Annotated in this window: 23 protein-coding genes and 1 tRNA gene; 15 read left to right on the top strand and 9 right to left on the bottom strand. The window is 64.0% G+C overall.

The genetic code is table 11. The annotated features are described in order from the left end of the window. Positions 1-4: 4 nt before the first annotated feature. From FJ428_RS18920 to FJ428_RS18910, 3 genes are read right to left on the bottom strand one after another with little or no spacing between them, the layout of a single operon-like run. Positions 5-934 (bottom strand): DUF6492 family protein, encoded by a 930-nt coding sequence (locus FJ428_RS18920; RefSeq protein WP_140879946.1) that lies wholly within the window; start codon positions 932-934, stop codon positions 5-7. Next, complete coding sequence (locus FJ428_RS18915) at positions 931-1,719, bottom strand: WecB/TagA/CpsF family glycosyltransferase (protein WP_140525573.1); 789 nt, start codon at positions 1,717-1,719, stop codon at positions 931-933. Before FJ428_RS18915 ends, FJ428_RS18920 begins: the two co-directional genes overlap by 4 nt. Continuing rightward, positions 1,716-2,888 (bottom strand): glycosyltransferase family 4 protein, encoded by a 1,173-nt coding sequence (locus tag FJ428_RS18910; protein ID WP_140879945.1) that lies wholly within the window; start codon positions 2,886-2,888, stop codon positions 1,716-1,718. Before FJ428_RS18910 ends, FJ428_RS18915 begins: the two co-directional genes overlap by 4 nt. A gap of 171 nt (positions 2,889-3,059) precedes the next feature. Here FJ428_RS18910 and FJ428_RS18905 point away from each other — a divergent pair, with 171 nt between their 5' ends. From FJ428_RS18905 to proC, 3 genes are read left to right on the top strand one after another with little or no spacing between them, the layout of a single operon-like run. Continuing rightward, a complete protein-coding gene (locus FJ428_RS18905) occupies positions 3,060-4,058 on the top strand; it encodes a glycosyltransferase (RefSeq protein WP_140625621.1) in 999 nt (332 codons plus the stop codon). Continuing rightward, positions 4,027-5,373 (top strand): O-antigen ligase, encoded by a 1,347-nt coding sequence (locus tag FJ428_RS18900; RefSeq protein WP_140879944.1) that lies wholly within the window; start codon positions 4,027-4,029, stop codon positions 5,371-5,373. Before FJ428_RS18905 ends, FJ428_RS18900 begins: the two co-directional genes overlap by 32 nt. Positions 5,374-5,432: 59 nt before the next feature. After that, entirely contained in the window at positions 5,433-6,248 is an 816-nt protein-coding gene (gene proC / locus FJ428_RS18895) for a pyrroline-5-carboxylate reductase (protein ID WP_140879943.1), read from the top strand. A 10-nt stretch (positions 6,249-6,258) separates the two neighbouring features. Here proC and FJ428_RS18890 read toward each other — a convergent pair whose 3' ends face one another. From FJ428_RS18890 to FJ428_RS18880, 3 genes are all read right to left on the bottom strand, one after another. After that, positions 6,259-6,651 carry a type II toxin-antitoxin system VapC family toxin gene (locus FJ428_RS18890; RefSeq protein ID WP_140501065.1) on the bottom strand — a complete coding sequence of 131 codons (393 nt, stop codon included), beginning with the start codon at positions 6,649-6,651 and terminating at the stop codon, positions 6,259-6,261. Then, positions 6,651-6,893, bottom strand: coding sequence for a type II toxin-antitoxin system VapB family antitoxin (locus FJ428_RS18885; protein WP_140501063.1), 243 nt, complete (start codon positions 6,891-6,893; stop codon positions 6,651-6,653). The genes FJ428_RS18890 and FJ428_RS18885 overlap by 1 nt, the downstream gene beginning before the upstream one ends. A gap of 67 nt (positions 6,894-6,960) precedes the next feature. Then, the gene (locus tag FJ428_RS18880) at positions 6,961-8,274 is read right to left on the bottom strand and encodes an NAD(P)H-dependent oxidoreductase (protein WP_140625618.1); all 1,314 of its coding nucleotides are present in this window, start codon (positions 8,272-8,274) and stop codon (positions 6,961-6,963) included. 586 nt (positions 8,275-8,860) lie between these two features. Here FJ428_RS18880 and FJ428_RS18875 point away from each other — a divergent pair. The 3 genes from FJ428_RS18875 (at position 8,861) to FJ428_RS18865 (ending at position 11,108) form a co-directional block, all read left to right on the top strand. Further along, entirely contained in the window at positions 8,861-10,267 is a 1,407-nt protein-coding gene (locus tag FJ428_RS18875) for a PTS transporter subunit IIC (protein ID WP_140562198.1), read from the top strand. A 74-nt stretch (positions 10,268-10,341) separates the two neighbouring features. Then, positions 10,342-10,803: a PTS sugar transporter subunit IIA gene (locus tag FJ428_RS18870; protein WP_140562200.1), complete on the top strand. Its 462-nt coding sequence runs from the start codon at positions 10,342-10,344 to the stop codon at positions 10,801-10,803. Between the two features lie 17 nt (positions 10,804-10,820). Beyond that, complete coding sequence (locus FJ428_RS18865; RefSeq protein ID WP_140513359.1) at positions 10,821-11,108, top strand: PTS sugar transporter subunit IIB; 288 nt, start codon at positions 10,821-10,823, stop codon at positions 11,106-11,108. Positions 11,109-11,128: 20 nt separating this feature from the next. Here the strand turns inward: FJ428_RS18865 and FJ428_RS18860 are convergent, their stop codons facing one another. Both FJ428_RS18860 and FJ428_RS18855 read right to left on the bottom strand, forming a co-directional pair. Next, positions 11,129-12,517 carry a multicopper oxidase family protein gene (locus FJ428_RS18860; RefSeq protein ID WP_140879942.1) on the bottom strand — a complete coding sequence of 463 codons (1,389 nt, stop codon included), beginning with the start codon at positions 12,515-12,517 and terminating at the stop codon, positions 11,129-11,131. Between the two features lie 461 nt (positions 12,518-12,978). Then, positions 12,979-13,053 (bottom strand) — tRNA-Thr (locus FJ428_RS18855). Between the two features lie 161 nt (positions 13,054-13,214). Between FJ428_RS18855 and FJ428_RS18850 the strand changes: the two genes are divergently transcribed. From FJ428_RS18850 to yacG, 9 genes are all read left to right on the top strand, one after another. Beyond that, a complete protein-coding gene (locus tag FJ428_RS18850; RefSeq protein WP_140879941.1) occupies positions 13,215-13,415 on the top strand; it encodes a hypothetical protein in 201 nt (66 codons plus the stop codon). 127 nt (positions 13,416-13,542) lie between these two features. Then, on the top strand, positions 13,543-14,835 hold the full coding sequence (gene murA, locus FJ428_RS18845; RefSeq protein WP_140879940.1) for a UDP-N-acetylglucosamine 1-carboxyvinyltransferase: 1,293 nt from the start codon (positions 13,543-13,545) through the stop codon (positions 14,833-14,835). A gap of 149 nt (positions 14,836-14,984) precedes the next feature. Next, positions 14,985-15,419, top strand: a complete 435-nt coding sequence (locus tag FJ428_RS18840) for a DUF2948 family protein (RefSeq protein WP_140513351.1) — start codon at positions 14,985-14,987, stop codon at positions 15,417-15,419. 3 nt (positions 15,420-15,422) lie between these two features. Beyond that, positions 15,423-16,715: a histidinol dehydrogenase gene (hisD, locus tag FJ428_RS18835; protein WP_140879939.1), complete on the top strand. Its 1,293-nt coding sequence runs from the start codon at positions 15,423-15,425 to the stop codon at positions 16,713-16,715. A gap of 5 nt (positions 16,716-16,720) precedes the next feature. Next, positions 16,721-17,206 (top strand): UPF0262 family protein, encoded by a 486-nt coding sequence (locus tag FJ428_RS18830; protein ID WP_140501043.1) that lies wholly within the window; start codon positions 16,721-16,723, stop codon positions 17,204-17,206. 48 nt (positions 17,207-17,254) lie between these two features. Continuing rightward, positions 17,255-17,665, top strand: coding sequence for a low molecular weight phosphatase family protein (locus FJ428_RS18825; RefSeq protein WP_140501041.1), 411 nt, complete (start codon positions 17,255-17,257; stop codon positions 17,663-17,665). Between the two features lie 196 nt (positions 17,666-17,861). Then, positions 17,862-18,080, top strand: coding sequence for a translation initiation factor IF-1 (gene infA, locus FJ428_RS18820; RefSeq protein WP_006200926.1), 219 nt, complete (start codon positions 17,862-17,864; stop codon positions 18,078-18,080). A gap of 22 nt (positions 18,081-18,102) precedes the next feature. Then, positions 18,103-18,729 carry a Maf-like protein gene (locus tag FJ428_RS18815; RefSeq protein WP_140501039.1) on the top strand — a complete coding sequence of 209 codons (627 nt, stop codon included), beginning with the start codon at positions 18,103-18,105 and terminating at the stop codon, positions 18,727-18,729. Beyond that, entirely contained in the window at positions 18,726-18,923 is a 198-nt protein-coding gene (gene yacG / locus FJ428_RS18810) for a DNA gyrase inhibitor YacG (RefSeq protein ID WP_140562204.1), read from the top strand. The genes FJ428_RS18815 and yacG overlap by 4 nt, the downstream gene beginning before the upstream one ends. Positions 18,924-18,941: 18 nt before the next feature. Here the strand turns inward: yacG and FJ428_RS18805 are convergent, their stop codons facing one another. Beyond that, positions 18,942-20,312, bottom strand: coding sequence for an alpha-glucosidase/alpha-galactosidase (locus FJ428_RS18805; protein WP_140879938.1), 1,371 nt, complete (start codon positions 20,310-20,312; stop codon positions 18,942-18,944). Between the last annotated feature and the right edge of the window lie 19 nt (positions 20,313-20,331).

The following is a 20,331-nucleotide window of genomic DNA, read 5'->3' as shown; positions in this document are numbered from 1 at the left end:
AGGATCAGGATCGGTCGAGCCCGATCAGCCGGCGGATGCGGCCGGTATCGGTGCCGATGAAGGACTGCATGCCGATCGCCACCTGTTCGGGCGCCATGGCGGCAACGAAGCGACGGAATTCATCATCCGACAGCGCCTCACCGGTCCAGTGGACGCGGCAGAATTCTTCCGAGCCATGGAAGTGACCGGCGCCGTCCAGCAGATCGTCGACATAGCGGCCATAGATCATGCATTCGGAGAATTTGCGCGCCGAGCCGACGACCTCGACCCAGTTTCGGCCATGCACCTCCTCGATCCGACTGCACATGGCCAGCACGGTGTCGCGGCGCCAGGCGATCAGCGTCGAAATGTAATCGTGAACCGAATTCCTCGACGGATCGATGCCGAGCGCGGAGCCGGCATTGCGCGACCATGTGCGATGCTCGTCATGACCGTCCTGCGCAAGCACGCCGTCACGGCGGAACAGCCGCGCCTTGCCGTCGCGCCAGAACGCGCCGCAATCGAAGGGCTTCAGGAAGGCGACGTCGGAATCGCAGAAGACCAGGACGTCCTGGCATCCGTGCGCCGCAACTGCAATGCGGCGCAGTTGCTGCACGTGCCAGCCGCGCAGCGGCTGCGTCTTCAGGCTGAGCCAGACGCGCCGCCGGAACAGGCTAAGCGGATCGTCGAAGACATGCAGCCAGCGCGGCAGCAACTCACGTTCGTCGACGACGGATCGGTTGGCGCTCTCCAACCGGCGAAACAATTTAACGTCCCGGGCTTCGACCAGAATGTAATGATGCGCGACGCCCGTGACGTGGCGGTCGAGGGTTTCGCAGAGCAGGCGGCAACGCTCGAAATCCGGCGCATAGCTTGCCGTCACCATGGCTGCCGTCGGCGTTGCCCGAAGCAGTCCGGGTTCGGCGATCGCGCCCGGAACGAACCTCTCGTTCAACGGACGTCTCCGGCTTGGGGCCGGAACAATTTCTGTTTGAGGACCCGCCACAGGAACAAGGGGTTGCCGACCACATAGCGGCGCCAGAGCCGTCCCGGCTCGACCGCCAGGCGAAACAGCCACTCCAGCCTGAGGCGCCGTATCCACAAGGGCGCGCGCGGCACGGCGCCGCTGAGAAAATCCAGCAGCGCGCCGACCGCGACCGGCAGCGTGCAGTGGCGCTCGTCGATGTGCCGTTCGATCCACAATTCCTGGCGCGGCACGCCCATGGCGACCAGCAGCATATCAGGCCGCAGCGCCGCGATGCGTTCGATGATTTCCGGCTCCTGCGCAGCGGAGAAGTAGCCGTCATGGATGACCACGAATCTGTGCTGGACGGCAATCGCCGCGAGCTTCTTCGACGCGGCCTCGGCATTGACGCGCGTCGCGCCGAGCAGCCCCACGGTCAGCGGCCGGGTCACCGACCGCAGAAAGGCCGGTACGAAGTCGGTGCCGTTGAGATTGTCCGGGAACGGCGCGCCATAGAGAAGCTGCGCTGCGAGATCGACGCCGATGCCGTCCGGCAGGATGAGAAAATCGTCGAGCGCCTGGGCGAACACCGGATCGGTGTAGGCGAGATTGGCGTTATGGGCGTTGAGGAAGCTGACCTTGGTGAAGCGTCGTTCCGCGATCAGCCGCGTCAGCAGGGCGATCGCGTCGTCCCAGCGAATGGCGAGCACGGAGATGCCGAAGATCGTCTTCAATGTGTCGGGCCCGAATGCGGCGCGGGCGGCGTGCATGTTCATGCAAACGCCTCCTGCATGACCGGACCGAGCTTCTCCAGGCCAAGCCGGATGGCGGCGTCGAGCGCCTTGAGCTGCCGGCGGTGGAACGCGCTGCCGTCAACGTCGCTTATGTCGGCCGCCGCGGTCTCCAGCGCCTTGGCAAACGCGACCGGATCGTCGGTGACCGCGCAATTGACCGGGCGATGGTCAATGCCGCGCAGCGCGTGGCTGGTGGCGACGGCGGGCAGGCCTAGCTCGAACGTTTCGATCGTCTTCAGCTGCACGCCGCTGCCGGCGGTGCTGATGAGCGGGATGACGGCGCCGCCGCGTATGAAAGCCTGGGCGTCCGGCACGCGTCCGACGAAAGCGACGCCGGGATGCGTCGAGGCGATGTCAGACGGCATGCTGCCGGCGATCCTGATGCGGAAGTCCGGGCGCAGATGCGGTACCACCTTGTCCAGGAACCAGCCGAGCCCGATGCGGTTCGGCTGCCAAGTCCAGGTGCCGATCAGCGCGGCGTCGCACTCAATCTTGCGCCGGCCGTTACGCGCCGGTGGCGTGGCGCCCGTCACCAGCGGCAGCACCGCCGAGCGGTCGTCGGAGGCCACGCCAAGTGCCGAACGGTCTTCCTCGGCCAGCGTGAAGACGAAACGCGCGCGGCGGCACAGACGCTCTTCCACGCTCTCGAGCAGCCTTGCCTCGCGGCGGAACAACAGGCGCTGGAAGATGCCCGGGGCGGCAGCGGCATTTTCCCGCGCCGAAAGATGCTCGACATTGTGGGCGACGAAGATCGAAGGCCGCTCGTCGAAGAGTTTTTCGAAGGCGCCGGCGAACTGCACGGAATTAAGCACATAGCCGTCGAAGGGGCCGGCGCGCTCGATGGCGGCGAGGACTTCGGCATCGGAGACCGCACGCAACTTGGCCGACGCGAAGGTGAGGCCCGAAAGCACCGCCTTGCCCACCCAGGCAAGCTTTTGTAGCGCTGAAGCATTTTCGGTGCGCACGTCGACGGCACCCAGCACGATGGTGTTTTCAGGATCGGCCGCGGCTTTCCCCGGCCAGATGAAGCCGATGACGGTGACGCGCGCGCCGGCGCGCCGCAAGGCAGCGATGATTGCAGCATTGGCGATCTCGTAGCCCGATGCGAGAGCGCCATCGGGCACGATCGATGTGGCGAACAGCAGATGCATCTCACCTATCCTGTGGTGCAGCCGGTAGCAAAGCGCGGTGAACCCTTGATTAAACGCGCGCGCATCGACGGCCCAAAACCCCCGCCTGAAGGGCCACTCCGTGAAAGGTGATTAACGAAACGTTATCGTCGTGGTGCTAACAGAACTCGACCCACCATGCGGCTGACACGGATGATCCCTTTGCAATCGGACGGTTCGGTATCGATCGCGGGACGATCCCCCCGGCTTGACACGGAGGCCGTCGAAGCCGTCGTCACCTTGCCGACCTTCAAGCGGCCGGACCAGGTCCTGCAAACGCTGGCGTCGCTGCGGGCGCAGCAGACCGGCAGGCGCTTTGCCGTCATCGTCATGGAGAATGAGGCCGAGGCGCGTGCCGGCGCCCAGGCGTCGCTGCCGCTGTTCGAGCGCGGCGACATACCGGGCATGGTGATCATCGCGCATCAGCGCGGCAATTGCAGCGCCTACAATGCCGGCTGGCAGACGGCGATCCTGCATTTCCCGAATTTCAGGCACCTGCTGGTCATCGACGATGACGAGATAGCCGATCCGCACTGGCTGGAACGGATGTGCGCGGCGGCCGAGAGCCTTGGCGCCGATGTTGTCGGCGGTCCGCAAGTGCCCGACTTCGCCGATCCCGCCCATGCGCGCTGGGCCAAGCATCCGGTCTTCGCGCCGCCCTACCGCAAGACGGGCCTCGTGCCGGCGCTCTATTCGTCCGGCAATCTCCTGGTCGGGCGCAACGTGCTTACCGCCATGGGGCCGCCGTTCCTCGACCTGAGATTCAATTTCATGGGCGGCGGCGATTCCGACTTCCTGAGCCGGGCGGCGCAGCGCGGCTTCGTGCTTGGCTGGTGCGCCGAGGCCAGGGTGACCGAGACCGTCCCGGCCCGTCGGGTCGAGGCCGACTGGATCCGCGCCCGCAGCCTGCGCAACGGCGTGATCTCGACGCTGGTCGAAAAGAAGAAACGCGCCGGCACCCCGCTGGCCGGCGTCAGGGTGTTGCTGAGGAGCCTGGCCCTGCTTGCCGCCTCGCCATTTCGCGGGGCCGCCAGGCTGGCACGGACAGGATCGCCCGCGGCCGCAATCTACCCTGTCCATGTGGCGCTGGGCCGCGTGCTGGCCGAATTCGGATATGCCAATGAGCAATACCGCCAGCCTGAAAAGAACTGAGCGCGCGCCGCTCAGCGCCGCGTTCACACGCGACGGCGTGGCAACCGCGATCGCGGCGCTGCTGTTCACCGTCATCCTGGTGTCCTTCCGCCCGTTCCAGCCCGCGGGCGCGGAACTCACCGGCGAAGGCGGCGACATCGTCAACCAGCTCGGCTTCGGCTCGCTCGGCGCCGTTTCCATCTTTTCGCTGATGGCTTTCGCCGATCCGCGCATCGTGCGCTCGCTGCTCAGCCCTTCCTGGGTGCTGATGCTGGGCTTCTTCTTTCTGTCGGTGGTGCTGGCGACAGACCCGCCCTCGGCGATGCGCGCCGCCTCCTTCACCATGATCGGCATCCTGACGATGGCGACGATCCTCGTGCTGCCGCGCGACGCGGACGCCTTCTCGAAGGTCATCATCTTCACCGCGGTGGCGGTCATGGGCCTTTCCTATCTCGGCCTCATCGCCTTTCCGCACGAGGCAATGCACACGGCCGATTCGCAGGAACCCGAACATGCCGGCCTGTGGCGCGGCGTCTTCACCCACAAGAACATCGCCGGCCCGGTCATGGCCTGCTTCAGTTTCGCCGGCCTCTATCTCTTCCGGCGCGGGCAGCGGTTCTGGGGCGCCGGAATTTTCTTCGCGGCGATGGTGTTCATGCTGCACACCGGATCCAAGACCACGGCCGGCCTGGTGCCGTTCTCGATCCTGATCGTCATGTTTCCAAGCATCGTCGGCATGCGGCTCGGCACGCCGATCCTGTTCGCGCTGGCGATCGTCGCTACCGCGGTCGGCACGCTGGGCATCGTTTTCCTGCCGCCGGTGAAACAGCTGGCGGCGATCTATTTCCCCGGCCTGACCTATACCGGGCGCACCACGCTCTGGGAGTTCGCCGGCGAGATGCTGGCGAAGAAACCGTGGACCGGCTACGGCTATGAGAGCTTCTGGGGAACGCCGCTGCTGCTCAACCAGGATCAGCCCTTCGACCGGCCGTGGGATATCAGGACTATCGTGCATGGCCATGACGGTTATCTCGATATCGCGGTGCTGATGGGCATTCCGGCCCTTTGCGTGGCGGTCTACACTTTCCTGATCGCCCCTTTGCGCGACTACATGCGCATTCCCTTGCGCAAGGAAAACATCTATCTCGGCGACTTCTTCATGATGGTGGTGCTGTTCGCCGCGCTCAACGCCTTCCTCGAAAGCTTCTTCTTTCATCGCGGCGATCCGGTGTGGCTGTTCTTCGTGCTCGGTGTGCTTGGGCTCAGACAAGTTTCGCTGCGCCCGGTCGCGCTGCGCAACGCCGGTCGTGGCGCGCGATTGGGCCACTCCACCTGACAGGGCTTCCCCGTTGATCCGCGAGCGTTTATGTGAAGCCTTTCCTCGGAGGGCTTTCGATGACGATCAGGCTTGTTCTCGCCGGCTGCGGCAATATGGGTTACGCCATGCTCTCGGGCTGGCTGAAATCCGGCAAGCTTGCACCGTCGGCCGTTTTCGTGGTTGAGCCCAATGCCGACCTGCGCCAGCGCGCGGCCGCACTGGGATGCGGAACGTCTGCCGACCCCACCGATATTCCGGCCGGTGCCGTGCCTGATCTCATCGTCATCGCCGTGAAGCCCCAGGTGATCCGCGACGTCACCGCCGCTTACAAACGTTTCGGCGAAGGGCGCACCACCTTCGTCAGCATTGCCGCGGGCACGCCGGTCGCCACCTTCGAGGAAATCCTGGGCGACCGCGCGCCTGTTGTGCGCTGCATGCCCAACACGCCTGCTTCCATTGGCAAGGGCATGATGGTGGTGTTTTCCAATCCGCTGGTTTCCGACGACACCAAGCGTTTCGTCGCCGACCTCTTGTCGGCCAGCGGCGAAGTGGCCACCATCGACGAGGAGGGACTGATGGATGCGGTGACCGCCGTGTCGGGATCGGGGCCGGCCTATATCTTCCATTTCATCGAAGCGCTGACCGTCGCCGCCGAGAAGGCGGGCCTGCCGGCGGCGACCGCCAGGCTGCTCGCCATGCAGACCGTCTATGGTGCCGCCTCCCTCGCCGCCGAAAGCGGCGAGGAGCCGGGCCTGCTGCGCCAGCAGGTGACCAGCCCGAACGGCACGACGGCGGCGGCGCTTGGTGTGCTGATGGGCGAGGACCGGTTGACCAATCTCCTCACGCAAGCGGTGGAAGCGGCGCGGCTGCGGTCGATCGAACTGGGGAAGTAGAGCAGACTCCCTAGGCCAGATCGGTATGCGAGAAGTCGTTGCCTTTGTAGAGCAGAGCAGAGCCACGACTCTTTGCGCATGCATAGGACAGGCAATCGGCCAGGTTGAGTTGGGCGGGATGCCCGCGTCCTTTTCCATAGTCTGAAAAAGCTTGGACCGCGAGCTTGGCGTCGCCGGCGTCGATCGGAACGATTTCGATTTCGGACTCGCGCAGAAAAGCCTCTATCGCCACTTCAGCGACAAGCGGCTCAACGGCCAGCATAGTTGAAAGCCGCATAGCCGCTTCGAGCACCACCAACGCGGAAGTAATTTTGCGAGGTGCTACCGCGATGCGGTTGCTCCACTCGCCAGCATCTCCCTCTCCCGAAAGAATTGCGACGACCACCGAGGTGTCGACAAACATCAAGAGTGGCCCCACATCTCATCGATCTCATCCTTGTCTACGGGCCGGCCGCCATGACCAGCTCTGGCTTTGAGTTCATCAGCGATGGCAGCCAGCCGCTGCGCCAACGGAGCGCGTCCACTTTCCCGTTTCAGTTCAGACTCAAGAGCTTCGATCACCGCCTCGGTCATCGAAATCTTGCGTTTGGCGGCGAGCCGCTGTGCCAGCTCACGTGCACGCGGGTCCCTGATCTGGAGGTTCATTGGTCGATCCTCAGCGTCATCTGCCATTACAATATAGTGCATCTGTCATGACAGCGCCACAACGGGCTTATTTTTCGTACAGCATCTCATCCTGCAGCCGGCGCAGAGCGAACAGTCTCGTCGCCCGGTCGGGTGCGGCGTTGTCGGCCGTCAACAGCTCGCCTTTCCTCACCGGTTTCAGCACCTTGCCGCCCTCGAGTAGGCCGACCGGCACGGCACGCCGGGCGCGAGCGTCTTCGACGGTCATCGTCCAGGAGCGATAGCAGGTCTCGCCGATCGCATCGAAGGTTTCGCCGGCGAGCAGATCCCGCTTGGCGACGGCGCATACCTCGGCGACCGGCCTTGGCAGCGGCACCATGTCGGGCTTGCCGAAGAGCACGATGCGGGCTGCGGTCAGCGGGACTTCCAGCGAGGTCAAATGGTAGGGCCGGAACAGGCTGTAATAGGGACCGTGGCCGATATGCAGGTCGTCCATGCGCTCGACGATGCGCGGGTGGGTCGCCTCGACGATGACGAAGACACCGGGTGCGACACCCTTGCCGACCGTGTAGTCGACAACGCCCTTTTTCGTGAGCAGCCCGCCATGCTCGCGCGGAATGAGCACCTTGACGAGGTCGTCGCGGTCGGCCTTCGGGCCGTGCATGCCGGGCACATCGGGCACCAGCCCGGTGGCGTTGGCGATGGCGCACATCTCGACCATGGTTTTCGAACCGTCGACGAACTCGACCAGCATGCGCGGGTTCATGTTGCGGCGGATCGCTTCCTCGCGATAGTCGTCGGGCACGGCATCGTGGTTAAGCGGGTTGTTCTTGCCCTTGCCGGCCGAGACGATGGTCAGGCCCAGTGCGGAGGCGAACTCGATCAGCTCCATGCAGCTCGAGGGCTCGTCTCCGGCGCCGACCGAATAGACGACGCCGAGGCGATCTGCCTGCTGCTTGAGATAGCAGCCGATGGTGACGTCGGCCTCGACATTCATCATCACCAGATGCTTGCCATGCTGCATCGCCATCAGGTCGAAGTCGGCGGCGACGCCGGGCTTGCCGGTGGCGTCGATGACGACGTCGATCAGCGGATTGGTGACCAGCATCTCGTTGGAGGTGATGGCGATCTTTCCCGACTCGATCGCCGCGGTGACTTTCGAAGTGGTATCGGCTTCGACGGCCATCGCTTCGTCACCATAGGCGATGCGGATCGCTTCGCGTGCCGTGTGCGGACGTCTTGTCGAGACCGCGCAGACCGAAATGCCGGGCATCAGCATGCCTTGCGTGACCAGATCGGTGCCCATTTCGCCCGAACCGATGACGCCGATGCGTACCGGGCGGCCCTCGGCGGCACGGCTGGCGAGATCGCGGGCGAGCCCGGTCAAGGCGACATTGGTCATGCGGAGATGTCCACAGCTTCCTGGTTCGCGTCGGATTAGCAGGGAATAGCTCCTCCTTGCCAACGAAACTGGCCTCGGCCCGTCAATTTCCCATGAAATCGCGCAGGACAGATGCGCTCGCCACGGTTCGGTTGGCCCAAAGACTGGGCTCCGAACTCGGCGACAAAGACCTGACGACTGCCAGTCCGCTGTGCCGGCGGTTTCTCCTGATAGGAATTTTTTCTTGACTGGGTGAGGGCAACTATGCTACATATTTGCCCATGGTGCTGAGTTGCGCCAAGGGCCCGCCGCACAGGCGGGTTTTTCCGTTCAATGGTCCGTCAAGAGCGCACAGGCGAAGGCTCCGTCAGCCCGGATGCCTTGGGTTCAAAGACTTGCCAATTGACATTGCCTTGAACTGCCTCAATAAAACATTCGTTCGCCAGCGGAGGCAAATGTTCATCCCGCATCACCGAGCGGGACGCATTCCGCCTCGCGGGCAGAACGGGGAGTGCCTTTGCGCCGAGGTTGGCGGCAAAGGCGTTGGAGGTCAACGGAGCATCATTTCGAACCCGGGGGTCGGGCTCGGTGCTCCAGGGGAGGACAAATGGATACTATTCTTGCGGGCCTCAAAGGGGCCATCGACACGCTCGGCGCAACAGTGCTGCTGCCGATCGTCATTTTCATCATAGCCGTCGTTCTGGGCGCAAAGGTCAGCAAGGCTTTTCGCGCCGCGGTCACCATCGGCGTCGCCTTCATCGGCATCAATCTCGTGCTTGGCCTGATGTTCACGTCGATCGGCGACGTCGCCAAGGCCATCGTCACCAACACCGGCATTCATCGCGACATCATCGATGTCGGCTGGCCGTCGGCGGCCGCCATCGCCTTCGGCTCGTCGGTCGGCCTGTGGGTCATCCCCGTCGGCATCCTGGTCAACATCGTGCTGTTGCTGACGCGCATGACGCGCACGCTCAATGTCGACGTCTGGAACTTCTGGCACTTCGCCTTTGTCGGCTCGCTGGTCGTGGCGGCGACCGACAATCTGGCCTACGGCATCGCCATCGCGGCGTTGGTCGCGGCGCTGTCGCTGCTGTTCGCCGACTGGTCGGCGCGCGCGGTGCAGCAGTTCTATGGCGTGCCCGGCATTTCGGTGCCGCACCTGGCCTCCGCGCAGATCCTGCCGATCGCCATCATCCTGAACTGGATCATGGACCGTATTCCCGGCATCAACCGCATCAACATCAACACCGAGACCATCGAGCGCCGGTTCGGCGTGTTCGGCGAACCTGTCGTGCTCGGCTTGATCATCGGTCTCGTGCTCGGTGCCATCGCCTTCTACAATGCGGGCGATCTCGGCACGGTGCTCGCCAAGGTGCTTGGCACCGGCATGACCCTGGCAGCCGTCATGCTGCTTTTGCCGCGCATGGTGAAGATCCTGATGGAGGGCCTGATCCCGGTCTCCGACGCGGCGCAGGAATTCGTGCGCAAGCGCACCGGCGACCGCGAGCTTCTGGTCGGCCTGGACTCCGCCATCCTGATCGGGCATCCCGCCGCGATCTCGTCGTCGCTGATCCTGGTGCCTATCGCGATCATCCTGTCGGTGATCCTGCCGGGCAACCGCGTCATCCTGTTCGCCGACCTGGCGGTCATTCCCTTCATCGTCGCCATGACCGCCCCTCTGGTCAAAGGCAATGTGTTCCGCATGGTGGTGATCGGCACGGTGACGCTGGCGATCGGTTTCTACGTCGCCAACGCGCTGGCGCCGCTGTTCACAAGTGCGGCCGTCGCGTCGGGCTTCAAGCTGCCGGCAGACGCGCTGCAGATCACCTCGGTCGTCGACGGCTTCCTGTGGGTGCCCTATGTGATCATCGAGGCGATCCAGGGACTTGGCCTTGCCGGCATCGTCGTGATCGCCGTGGTCATCGCGGCATTGTTCGTCCTCTATCGCCGCAACACGCTCGGCTGGGAACGGGCAGCGGGCGCCGAGGACGAGCCGGCCGAAGGCACGGCCTGAGCCTCATCACGCCTGACGTTTGAAATGATCGTGCGCCCTCCCCGGGCGCATGATTTTATCGACGGAGCAAAAACATGTCTGACGGACTCATGCAGCTTCTGGACCCCGAAGCGATCGTGCTCGGATCCGATGCCTCGACCAATGAGCAGATCATCCGCATCCTGGCCGGCCGGCTCGAGACGCTCGGCTATGTCAGAAGTTCCTACGCCGACGCGGTCGTGCGCCGCGAGTTGACCATCCCGACAGGACTGCCGCTGGAGCGCGCCGACAATGTCGCGGTGCCGCACACCGATCCCGAACATGTCCTGAAGCCCGGGATCGCTTTGGGCACATTGAAGCACCCCGTCGTCTTCGCCAACATGGAAGACCCCGACGAGAAGCTGCCGGTCGGCTTCGTCTTCCTGCTTGCCATCAATGACAAGGACAAGCAGATTGAAGCGCTGCAGGCCGTTATGGCCACCATCCAGAATCCAGATGCATTGGACGGCCTGAGGTCGGCCACGACGCTAGACGACGTTCGGGCCGTGCTCGGCTGAACAAGGAGAAGCAAGAGATGTCCAGACAGAAAACAATTCTCTTTGCCTGCGGCACGGGCATAGCCACCTCAACCGCGGTCAACGTCGCCGTCACCGAGGCGATGAAGCAGCGCGGCCTGACCTTCAACGCCCAGCAGGCCAAGGCGACCGAAGTGCCGGGGCTGGCCGACAGCGTCGACTTCATCGTCGCCACGACGCCGATCTCGGCTTCGGTGACCAAGCCGGTCATCAAGGGCCTCGCCTTCCTCACCGGCATCGGCAAGGACAAGGTGCTCGACGAGATCGAGGCGCAACTGCGCAAGTAGGCCGCGGCACGCGCTCGGTTTCAGGTCACCCTGACGTAGCTCGTCATGCCCGACTTCTGATGCTCGATGATGTGGCAGTGCAGCAGCCAGTCGCCGGGGTTGTCGGCGACGAAGCCGAGGCTCACCTTCTCGTTGGGCTGAATGAGATAGGTGTCTGAAATCAGCGGCTGCACGGGCCGAGTCGAGGATGACAGCACTTTGAAGCTCATGCCGTGCAAATGCATCGGATGCGATTGCGGCGTCAGGTTCTCCATGTCGATGACATAGCTCCTGCCAAGCTTCAATTCGGCCAGCGGCGCGGTCGGATCCGGCGTGTCACCCGGCCACGGCACCTTGTTGATGGCCCAGAAACTGTAGCCGAGCGAACCGCATATGCCGTCGCTCGCAATGTTCTCGGCCGTAGCGCTGAGCGCCAGCGAAATATGCTGGGCAGCGGAGAGATCGACCTCCGCCACCGGATTGGCCTCCAGCGGCGCGACATCACGAATGTCGCGCTTCAGCGAGCTGCCAGCCGCACGCAAGGTAGCCAGCACCTTGGGCTTGGTGCCCCTGACGTCCCGCAGGCTCACGACCGCGCCCTCCGCGTCAGGCATGCGGATGGCGAGTTCCATGCGCTGTCCCGGGCCAAGCAGCAAGGCATCGGGCGAAAAACGCTGCGGCACCGGATTGCCATCCAGCGCGATCACCGTCGCCTCCGCGCCGTCGACGCGAAAGGCATGGATGCGCGTCACGTCGGTGATGGCGACGCGCAGCCGCACCAGCCCGCCGGCTGGCGCGTCATAGTGCGGCTGGTCGAGCCAGTTGGCCGTGCGCACCGTGCCATAGGTGCCGGTTCTCGCGGCATCCCGCGGCCGGAACTGATCGATGAACTGGCCATCGTCGCCGAGGCGCCAGTCGCGCAGATTCAGGACGATTTCGGCATCGAATTTCGGATCACCGGGATTTTCGACCACGATGACGCCGGTCAGGCCGTGCCCCATCTGCTCCAGCGTGTTGCAATGCGGGTGGTACCAGAAGGTGCCGGCATCGGGCGGCGTGAAGGCGTAGTCGAAATGATCGCCGCTATAGACATAGGGCTGGACCAGGAACGGAACGCCGTCCATCCTGTTGGGGACCCGAACGCCGTGCCAATGGATCGTCGTCGGGTCGTCGATGGCGTTGACGAGCCGGGCGGCGAAGGGCTCGCCCTTTTTCATCCTCAGCACAGGCGGCATCCCGGCGCTGCCATAGGTCAGCACGTCCCGGGTCGGACCGATCTCCACCAGCCTGGCCTGGATCTTGGCCGTCCGCAGTACCACCGGCTCGGGCGTGGCGGCGGCCCAGCCGCCAAGCCTCCCCATCGCGACGAGCCCGCCCGCACCGGCAAACGCTGCCGATTTCAGAAGTCGACGGCGTGTGATCAAGGTCATGCTGCGCTCCAGCGGGAAAGCCCTCGGAATCGCCGACTTGAATCACGATCGGGCGACCAGCGCAAATCCCGATATCGGCATTTGCGTTCCGATGAAGCCGCAACCAGCGCCGTCTGCGCGGACGGCGCTTCGCCCTGCGACTCTGATCGGGACGACGGCCGCGCCAGATCATGCTTCAAGGCACTGACCGGAGCGGACTCGCCCGGGTCGCCAATGCCGATGTTTTCAACCGTCCGATCGGGCGGGTGGGGGGCGGAAGGGCGCCAAGCGGTCGCCCGCTATGGGCAGGCGCTCGTCGCGGAGGAAAGCAAGCAGGCCGATTTGCTCCCGCCATGAAAGCGCGACGAGAACCAACCTTGCGCGAAATCTCGGATTCAGGTGCCCGATGCGCCTTTTTTTTGCCCATTCGTGCCGCAAGGGCTTAAGAATGGGATGGATGGCGCTGAAAATGTCGGGCAGTCTGGTGCTGCGAGAGAGGATTGAACTCTCGACCTCTCCCTTACCAAGGGAGTGCTCTACCACTGAGCTACCGCAGCCGCTGATGGCGGGGCTTCTGCCATATCGAACCGGCAAGCGCAAGGCCAAGTGCAAAGCATCTGTGAAAGCCTTTGCCGGATACGTTTTGATGACATGGCCGCGCCACAATGTTGGTTATGCCTGAATAGCGGGCTGGCCGGCCGCCGGCTAGGACGGGACGATGAACGACAAGACAATTCCACCGAAAAAGGGCGGCACCGGCCGCAAGGACCGCCTGGCCGAGCAGCTGCGCGCGAATCTGCTGAAACGCAAGGCGCAGTCGCGCTCGCGGCGCGCCGGCGACGCTGACAAACAGCGCACCGGCGACGCCGGCAAGCGGCCGGACGGGGTCGGCGCGGCGAAGGAAATACAAAAAGATTAACTCAAATCCGCCACTCTTGGGTCGGGTGCCAGGAAATCCTATTTCTTGAACCAGCTTGGCCGATGGTCTAGACGGGCCGATACTCAAACGATTGAAACCGGCTTTCAGGGCCGAGGGGATAGTCTTCATGGATCGCATCAGAATTGTCGGCGGCAACAAGCTCGCCGGAAGCATTCCGATCTCGGGCGCGAAAAACGCCGCCCTGCCGCTGATGATCGCGTCGCTTCTGACAGACGACACGCTGACGCTCGAAAACGTGCCGCATCTGGCCGATGTCGAGCAGCTGATCCGCATCCTGGGCAATCACGGCGTCGATTATTCGGTCAACGGACGCCGCGAAAAGCAGAATGAAGGCTATTCGCGCACCATCAATTTTTCCGCCCGCAACATCGTCGACACGACGGCCCCCTACGAGCTGGTGTCGAAGATGCGCGCTTCGTTCTGGGTCATCGGCCCGCTGCTGGCCCGCATGGGCGAGGCCAAGGTGTCGCTTCCGGGCGGTTGCGCCATCGGCACGCGGCCGGTCGACCTGTTCCTGGAAGGCCTGCAGGCGCTGGGCGCCGACATCGACGTCGACACCGGCTACGTTATCGCCAAGACCAGGAACGGCCGCCTCGTCGGCAACCGTTACGTCTTTCCGAAAGTGTCGGTCGGCGCCACCCATGTGCTGATGATGGCGGCGTCGCTCGCCAAGGGCGAGACGGTGCTTGAGAACGCCGCCTGCGAGCCCGAGATCGTCAACCTCGCCGAATGCCTCAATGCCATGGGCGCCAGGATTTCCGGCGCCGGCACGCCAACCATCACCATCGACGGCGTCGAGGCGCTGTCGGGCGCGCGCGTGCGCGTCATCCCGGACCGGATCGAGACCGGAACCTATGCCATGGCCGTCGCCATGACCGGCGGCGACGTCGTGCTCGAGGGCGCGCGTCCCGATTTGCTACAGACCGCGCTGGACGTGATCTCGCAGACGGGCGCCGAGATCACGCCGACCAATTCCGGCATCCGCGTCAAGCGCAACGGCAACGGCATTTCACCGGTCGACGTGACGACGGCGCCCTTCCCGGCCTTCCCCACCGATCTGCAGGCGCAGTTCATGGGCCTGATGACCATGGCCAAGGGCAAGTCGCGCATCACCGAGACGATCTTCGAAAACCGCTTCATGCATGTGCAGGAACTCGCGCGCCTGGGCGCCCACATCACACTTTCGGGCCAGACGGCGATCGTCGACGGCGTGCCGAAATTGAAGGGCGCGCCTGTCATGGCGACCGACCTTCGCGCTTCCGTTTCGCTGGTCATCGCCGGCCTTGCGGCCGAAGGCGAAACCACGGTCAACCGCGTTTATCATCTCGACCGCGGCTTCGAGCGGCTGGAGGAAAAGCTGTCCAATTGCGGCGCCGTGATCGAACGGATCTCGGCTTAGACCGATCCCCGCCCGCCTCACGGCTGCGCGGACCGGAACGACCTCCGGATTCCTGCTTGAGCATGATCTTTTCCGAAAAGCGGTTTCCACTTTTCGGGATCATGCTCTAACAGAAGGCTGAACAGTCAATTTTCAGGTGCGAAATCCGCATGACCGGCCTTAAGCTTATCGCCCTCGACGACCAGGACCTGAGCATCGTCTCCGCCCATGTCCAGGACGCCGTGATGAAAGTCTCGGACCTTGAATACCTTCCCGCGGCCAAGCGTTTCGTGCTGACCATGAACCGTTTCGTCTGGGAGGCCAAATCGGGCTTCTTTCGCCAGCACAACGAACGGCGCCAGGCCGTGCTGCATTTCGATCGGGTTCTGGGCGCCAAGACCAGCGGCATAGCCCGCGACAAGCCGGCCGAAGTGCTGTCGCTGCTGGCGATCAGCTTCATCGAGATCAGCAAGCCGGCCGGCATAGTCGAGCTGATCTTTTCGGGAGGCGGCGCGATCATGCTCGATGTCGAATGCATCGAGGCCCGCCTTGCCGATGTCGGCGGCGCGTGGGAAGCCACGTCGCGTCCCGTGCACAGGGCTTGAGCGATGGCCATCACGCTTCGTCAGTCCGACGCCGATTTCGAACAGCGTTTCGCCGCTTTCCTCACCACCAAGAGGGAAGTGTCGGCCGATGTCGACGCGGCCGTGCGCCAGATCATCGCGCGCGTGCGCGCCGACGGCGACGCCGCCCTCGTCGATTTTACCAGACGCTTCGACCGGGCCGACCTCAGGGAACTTGGCATTGCCGTGTCGAAGGACGAGATCGCCCGCGCCTATGCCGCTTGCGACCACCAGACGATCGAGGCGCTCGAATTCGCGCGCGACCGCATCCGCGCCTATCACGAGCGGCAGCGGCCGAAGGACGACCGCTTTACCGATGCCGCGGGCGTCGAGCTCGGCTGGCGCTGGACCGCGGTCGAGGCGGTCGGGCTTTACGTGCCGGGCGGCACTGCGAGCTATCCCAGTTCGGTGCTGATGAACGCCATCCCGGCCAAGGTCGCCGGCGTGGAGCGCATCGTCATGGTGGTGCCGGCACCCGGCGGCGTCATCAATCCGCTTGTGCTGGTGGCGGCCGACCTTGCCGGCGTGCCGGAAATCTATCGCATCGGCGGCGCCCAGGCGATCGCTGCCCTGGCCTATGGCACCGAGACGATCAAGCCGGTCGCCAAGATTGTCGGCCCTGGCAATGCCTATGTCGCGGCGGCCAAGCGCCAGGTGTTCGGCACCGTCGGCATCGACATGATCGCCGGCCCCTCGGAAGTGCTGGTCGTGGCCGACGGCGACAATGATCCCGACTGGATCGCCGCCGATCTCCTGGCCCAGGCCGAACATGACGCGTCGGCGCAGTCGATCCTGATCACCGACGATCCGGCCTTTGGCAAGGCGGTGGAGGAGGCGGTCGAACGGCAGCTGCCAAACCTGCCACGGGCGGAGACGGCAGCGGCGAGTTGGCGCGATTTCGGCGCGGTGATCGAGGTTGCGGCGATCGAGGCAGCGCTGCCGCTGGTCGACCGTATCGCGGCCGAGCATGTCGAACTGGCAATCGACGATGCCGAGGGCTTCCTGTCGCGGATGCACAATGCCGGTGCCGTGTTTCTCGGCCGCCATACGCCGGAAGCCATCGGCGACTATGTCGGTGGTTCCAACCACGTGCTGCCGACGGCGCGCTCGGCGCGTTTCTCGTCAGGCCTTTCGGTACTCGATTTCGTCAAGCGCACCTCGATCCTGAAGCTCGGGCCCGAGCAATTGCGCGCGCTGGCGCCCGCCGCGATCGCGCTGGCCAAGGCGGAAGGGCTCGACGCGCATGGACGCTCCGTCGCTATCCGGCTGAACATGTAGGCGCCATGTCGGGCTCCGATCAAACCCGGGCGAGGCTGATCGATGTCGAACTCGATGAATCGATCGGCCGTTCGACGCCCGACGTCGAGCACGAACGCGCGGTGGCGATCTTCGACCTGATCGAGGAGAACAGTTTTCAACCGGTCAATGACAGCGGCGCCGGCCCCTACCGGCTGAAGCTGTCGCTGGCCGAGTCCCGCCTGGTTTTCGCCGTGACGCGCGACGACGGTTCCGCCGTGGTGACCCATATCCTGTCGCTGACGCCGCTCAGGCGCATCGTCAAGGACTACTACATGATCTGCGAAAGCTATTACGACGCCATTCGCTCCTCGACGCCGAGCCATATCGAGGCGATCGACATGGGTCGCCGCGGCCTGCACAACGAGGGTTCGCAGACGTTGATGGACCGGCTCGCCGGCAAGATCGACATCGATTTCGACACGGCGCGCCGGCTGTTCACGCTGGTCTGCGTGCTCCATTGGCGGGGTTAACCCCTGACCGCCGGCGCGCAGCCCCGTTCGATCCTGTTCCTGTGCGGCATGAATGCCGTGCGCTCGCCGATGGCCGAACTGTTGGCGCGGCGCATGCTGCCGGCCAGCACCTTCGTCGCCTCGGCGGGCGTGCGCAGCGGCGAGCGTGACCCGTTCGTCGATGCCGTGCTTGCCGAGGAAGGCCTGTCGCTGGGCGAGCGCCACCCAAGGACGATGGACGAGCTGGAAGACGACTATTTCGATCTCATCGTCACGCTCGCGCCGGAGGCGCACCATGCCGCGCTGGAGCTCACCCGCTCGCTCGCCGTCGAGGTCGAATACTGGCCGACGCCGGATCCTACCGGCGCCAGCGGCACGCGCGAGCAGATCATCGCGGCCTATCGCGATGTGCGTGAACGGCTGAAGTTGCGCATAGGCCGACGTTTTTTGCTTCCGGAAGCAAAAAACGCGACGGATTAAGCGTGTTCACAAGCCGACGATTATCATATAGGTTCCGCCGAATTTCCGGCTAGAGTCGGATGCGGTTGGGTCTCTTCGACCTGACAGCTTCCGACTCTAGATCAAAGAAGTAGAGCATGATGTCGTCCGAAAACCGCCTCATACTTTTCGGCATCATGCTCTAAACGCCGGGAAACCATCCAAGCAAAGGTATCGAATGCCGAAGGAAGAAGTCCTCGAGTTTCCGGGTGTCGTCACGGAACTGCTGCCCAACGCCATGTTCCGAGTGAAACTCGAAAACGAACACGAAATCATAGCCCATACGGCCGGCCGCATGCGCAAGAACCGTATCCGCGTGCTGACCGGCGACAAGGTCCTGGTCGAGATGACGCCCTACGACCTGACCAAGGGCCGCATCACCTATCGTTTCAAGTAAGATCAAGGCCGACTGGTCCGCGATGAGCATTTTGCTGAAGCTGGTGCTTGCCTCGGGTTCGCCGCGCCGCATTGAACTCCTGCAGCAGGCCGGCATCGAACCGGACCGCATATTGCCTGCCGACATCGACGAGACGCCGCTGCGTGCCGAGCATCCGCGCTCGCTGGCCAAAAGGCTGTCGAAGGAAAAGGCCGAAAAGGCATTCGCCTCGCTGAAGTCGGAAACCGACTACGCGCCGGCCTTGGTGCTGGCCGCCGACACGGTGGTCGCTGTCGGGCGGCGCATCCTGCCCAAGGCCGAGACGCTCGACGATGCCGCCAACTGCCTCGGATTGCTGTCGGGGCGTTCGCACCGGGTCTATTCCGGCATCTGCCTGATCACGCCCGGCGGCAAACTGCGCCAGCGGCTGGTCGAGACGCGGGTGCGGTTCAAGCGGCTGCCGCGCGAGGAGATCGACGCCTATGTCGCGTCGGGAGAATGGCGCGGCAAGGCCGGCGGCTATGCCGTACAGGGGCTTGCGGGCGCTTTCGTCGTCAAGCTGGTCGGCTCCTACACCAATGTCGTCGGCTTGCCGCTTTACGAGACCGTAGCGTTGCTTTCGGGCGAAGGCTTCAAGGTCCATCAAAACTGGTCCTCGGCGCGGCCATGAGCGCGGACGACAAGGTGACGCCGCTGCGGCCAAAGCGCCCCTGCCCCGAATGCGGCAAGCCTTCGGCGCGCGAGACCTACCCGTTCTGCTCCAAGCGCTGCAAGGACATCGACCTCAACCGCTGGCTGAAGGGCGCCTATGTCATCAAAGCCCGCGACGACGAGGAAGAACCCGACGCCGACGAGCCAAAATAAGCTAAGAGCGACGCTTGGTCAGGCGGCTTGGATCTTGCGGCTCACGCGTGCCCAGGCCGGCAGCCAGTCGCCGTGAGCGGCAAGAAGCTCGTCCACCAGTGACCATATCTGGTCGAGATCGAGCTCGGCTGCCGTGTGCGGATCCATCATCGCCGCATGGTAGATGTGTTCCCGGTTCTCGCTCGTCAGCGCCCGCACCGTCAGTTCCTGCACGTTGATGTTGGTGCGGATCAGCGCCGTCAATTGCGGCGGCAGGTCGCCGATGTAAGTCGGCTGGATGCCGGAGGCGTCGACCAGGCACGGCACCTCGGCGGCGCACTCGCGGGGCAGCGGGGTGATGCAGCCATTGTTGCGAACATTGCCGTAGATCACCGACGGCTCGCCGGTCCAGACCGAATTCATGATCGAGGAGGCATATTCCTTCGATTGCTCGACCTCGATGCGCTCGGCCGAACGATAGGCTTCCGCCTGCCCCTGCCAACGCTCGATCTGCTCGATGCAGCGCTTGGGATATTCATCCAGCGGGATACCGTATTTCTCGATCAGGTCGGGACGGCCGCTCTTGATGAAATAGGGCGTGTATTCGGCGAAATGCTCCGAGCTTTCGGTGACGAAATAACCGAGCCGGGTCAGCATCTCGTAACGCACCTTGTTGGGGCAGCGCGGATTCCAGCCGGGCTTGGGCGCACGCCCTTCGCGATAGGCGCGCAGGAGATCCGGGTAGAGGTCGCGGTAGGAGCCGTCGGCCTGGCGGTGCTCGAACTTCAGGTAGAAGGCCATGTGGTTGATGCCGGCGGAGCGATAGCGGATGTCCTCGTAGGGAAGATCGAGATCGTGCGCCAGTTCCATCGCGGTGCCCTGCACCGAGTGGCAGAGGCCGACCTGCCTGATCTCTGGATATCTCTCCGAGATCGCCCAGGTGTTGATCGCCATCGGATTGACGTATTGCAGCATGATCGCATCGGGGCAGACGGCGAGCATGTCCTCGCAGATCTTCCACAGATGCGGCACGGTCCTCAAGCCTCGCATGATGCCGCCGACGCCGAGCGTGTCGGCTATGGTCTGGCGCAGGCCATATTTCTTCGGCACTTCAAAGTCGGTGACGGTGCAGGGCTCGTAGCCGCCGATCTGGAAGGCGACGACGACGAAATCGGCGCCGGCCAGCGCCTTGCGCTGGTCGGAATAGGTCTCCGCTTTCGCCTTCACGCCGAGCGACGCAATCAGCTTGTTGACGACGACGGCACTCTCTTCCAGCCGCTGCGGATCGATGTCCATCAGCGCGATCGTCGCGCCCGAAAGCGCCGGCCGCTGCAGCACGTCACCGACGATGTTCTTCATGAACACGGTCGAGCCGGCGCCGATGAAAGTGATCCTGGGATGTCTTGCCACGCTAAACCTCCGGCATGTG

The sequence above is a fragment of the Mesorhizobium sp. B2-8-1 genome (assembly GCF_006440955.1).
Classification (GTDB): Bacteria; Pseudomonadota; Alphaproteobacteria; order Rhizobiales; family Rhizobiaceae; genus Mesorhizobium.
The sequence above is the reverse complement of the archived record's forward strand: the minus strand, read 5'-3'. Positions and strand labels throughout refer to the sequence as shown.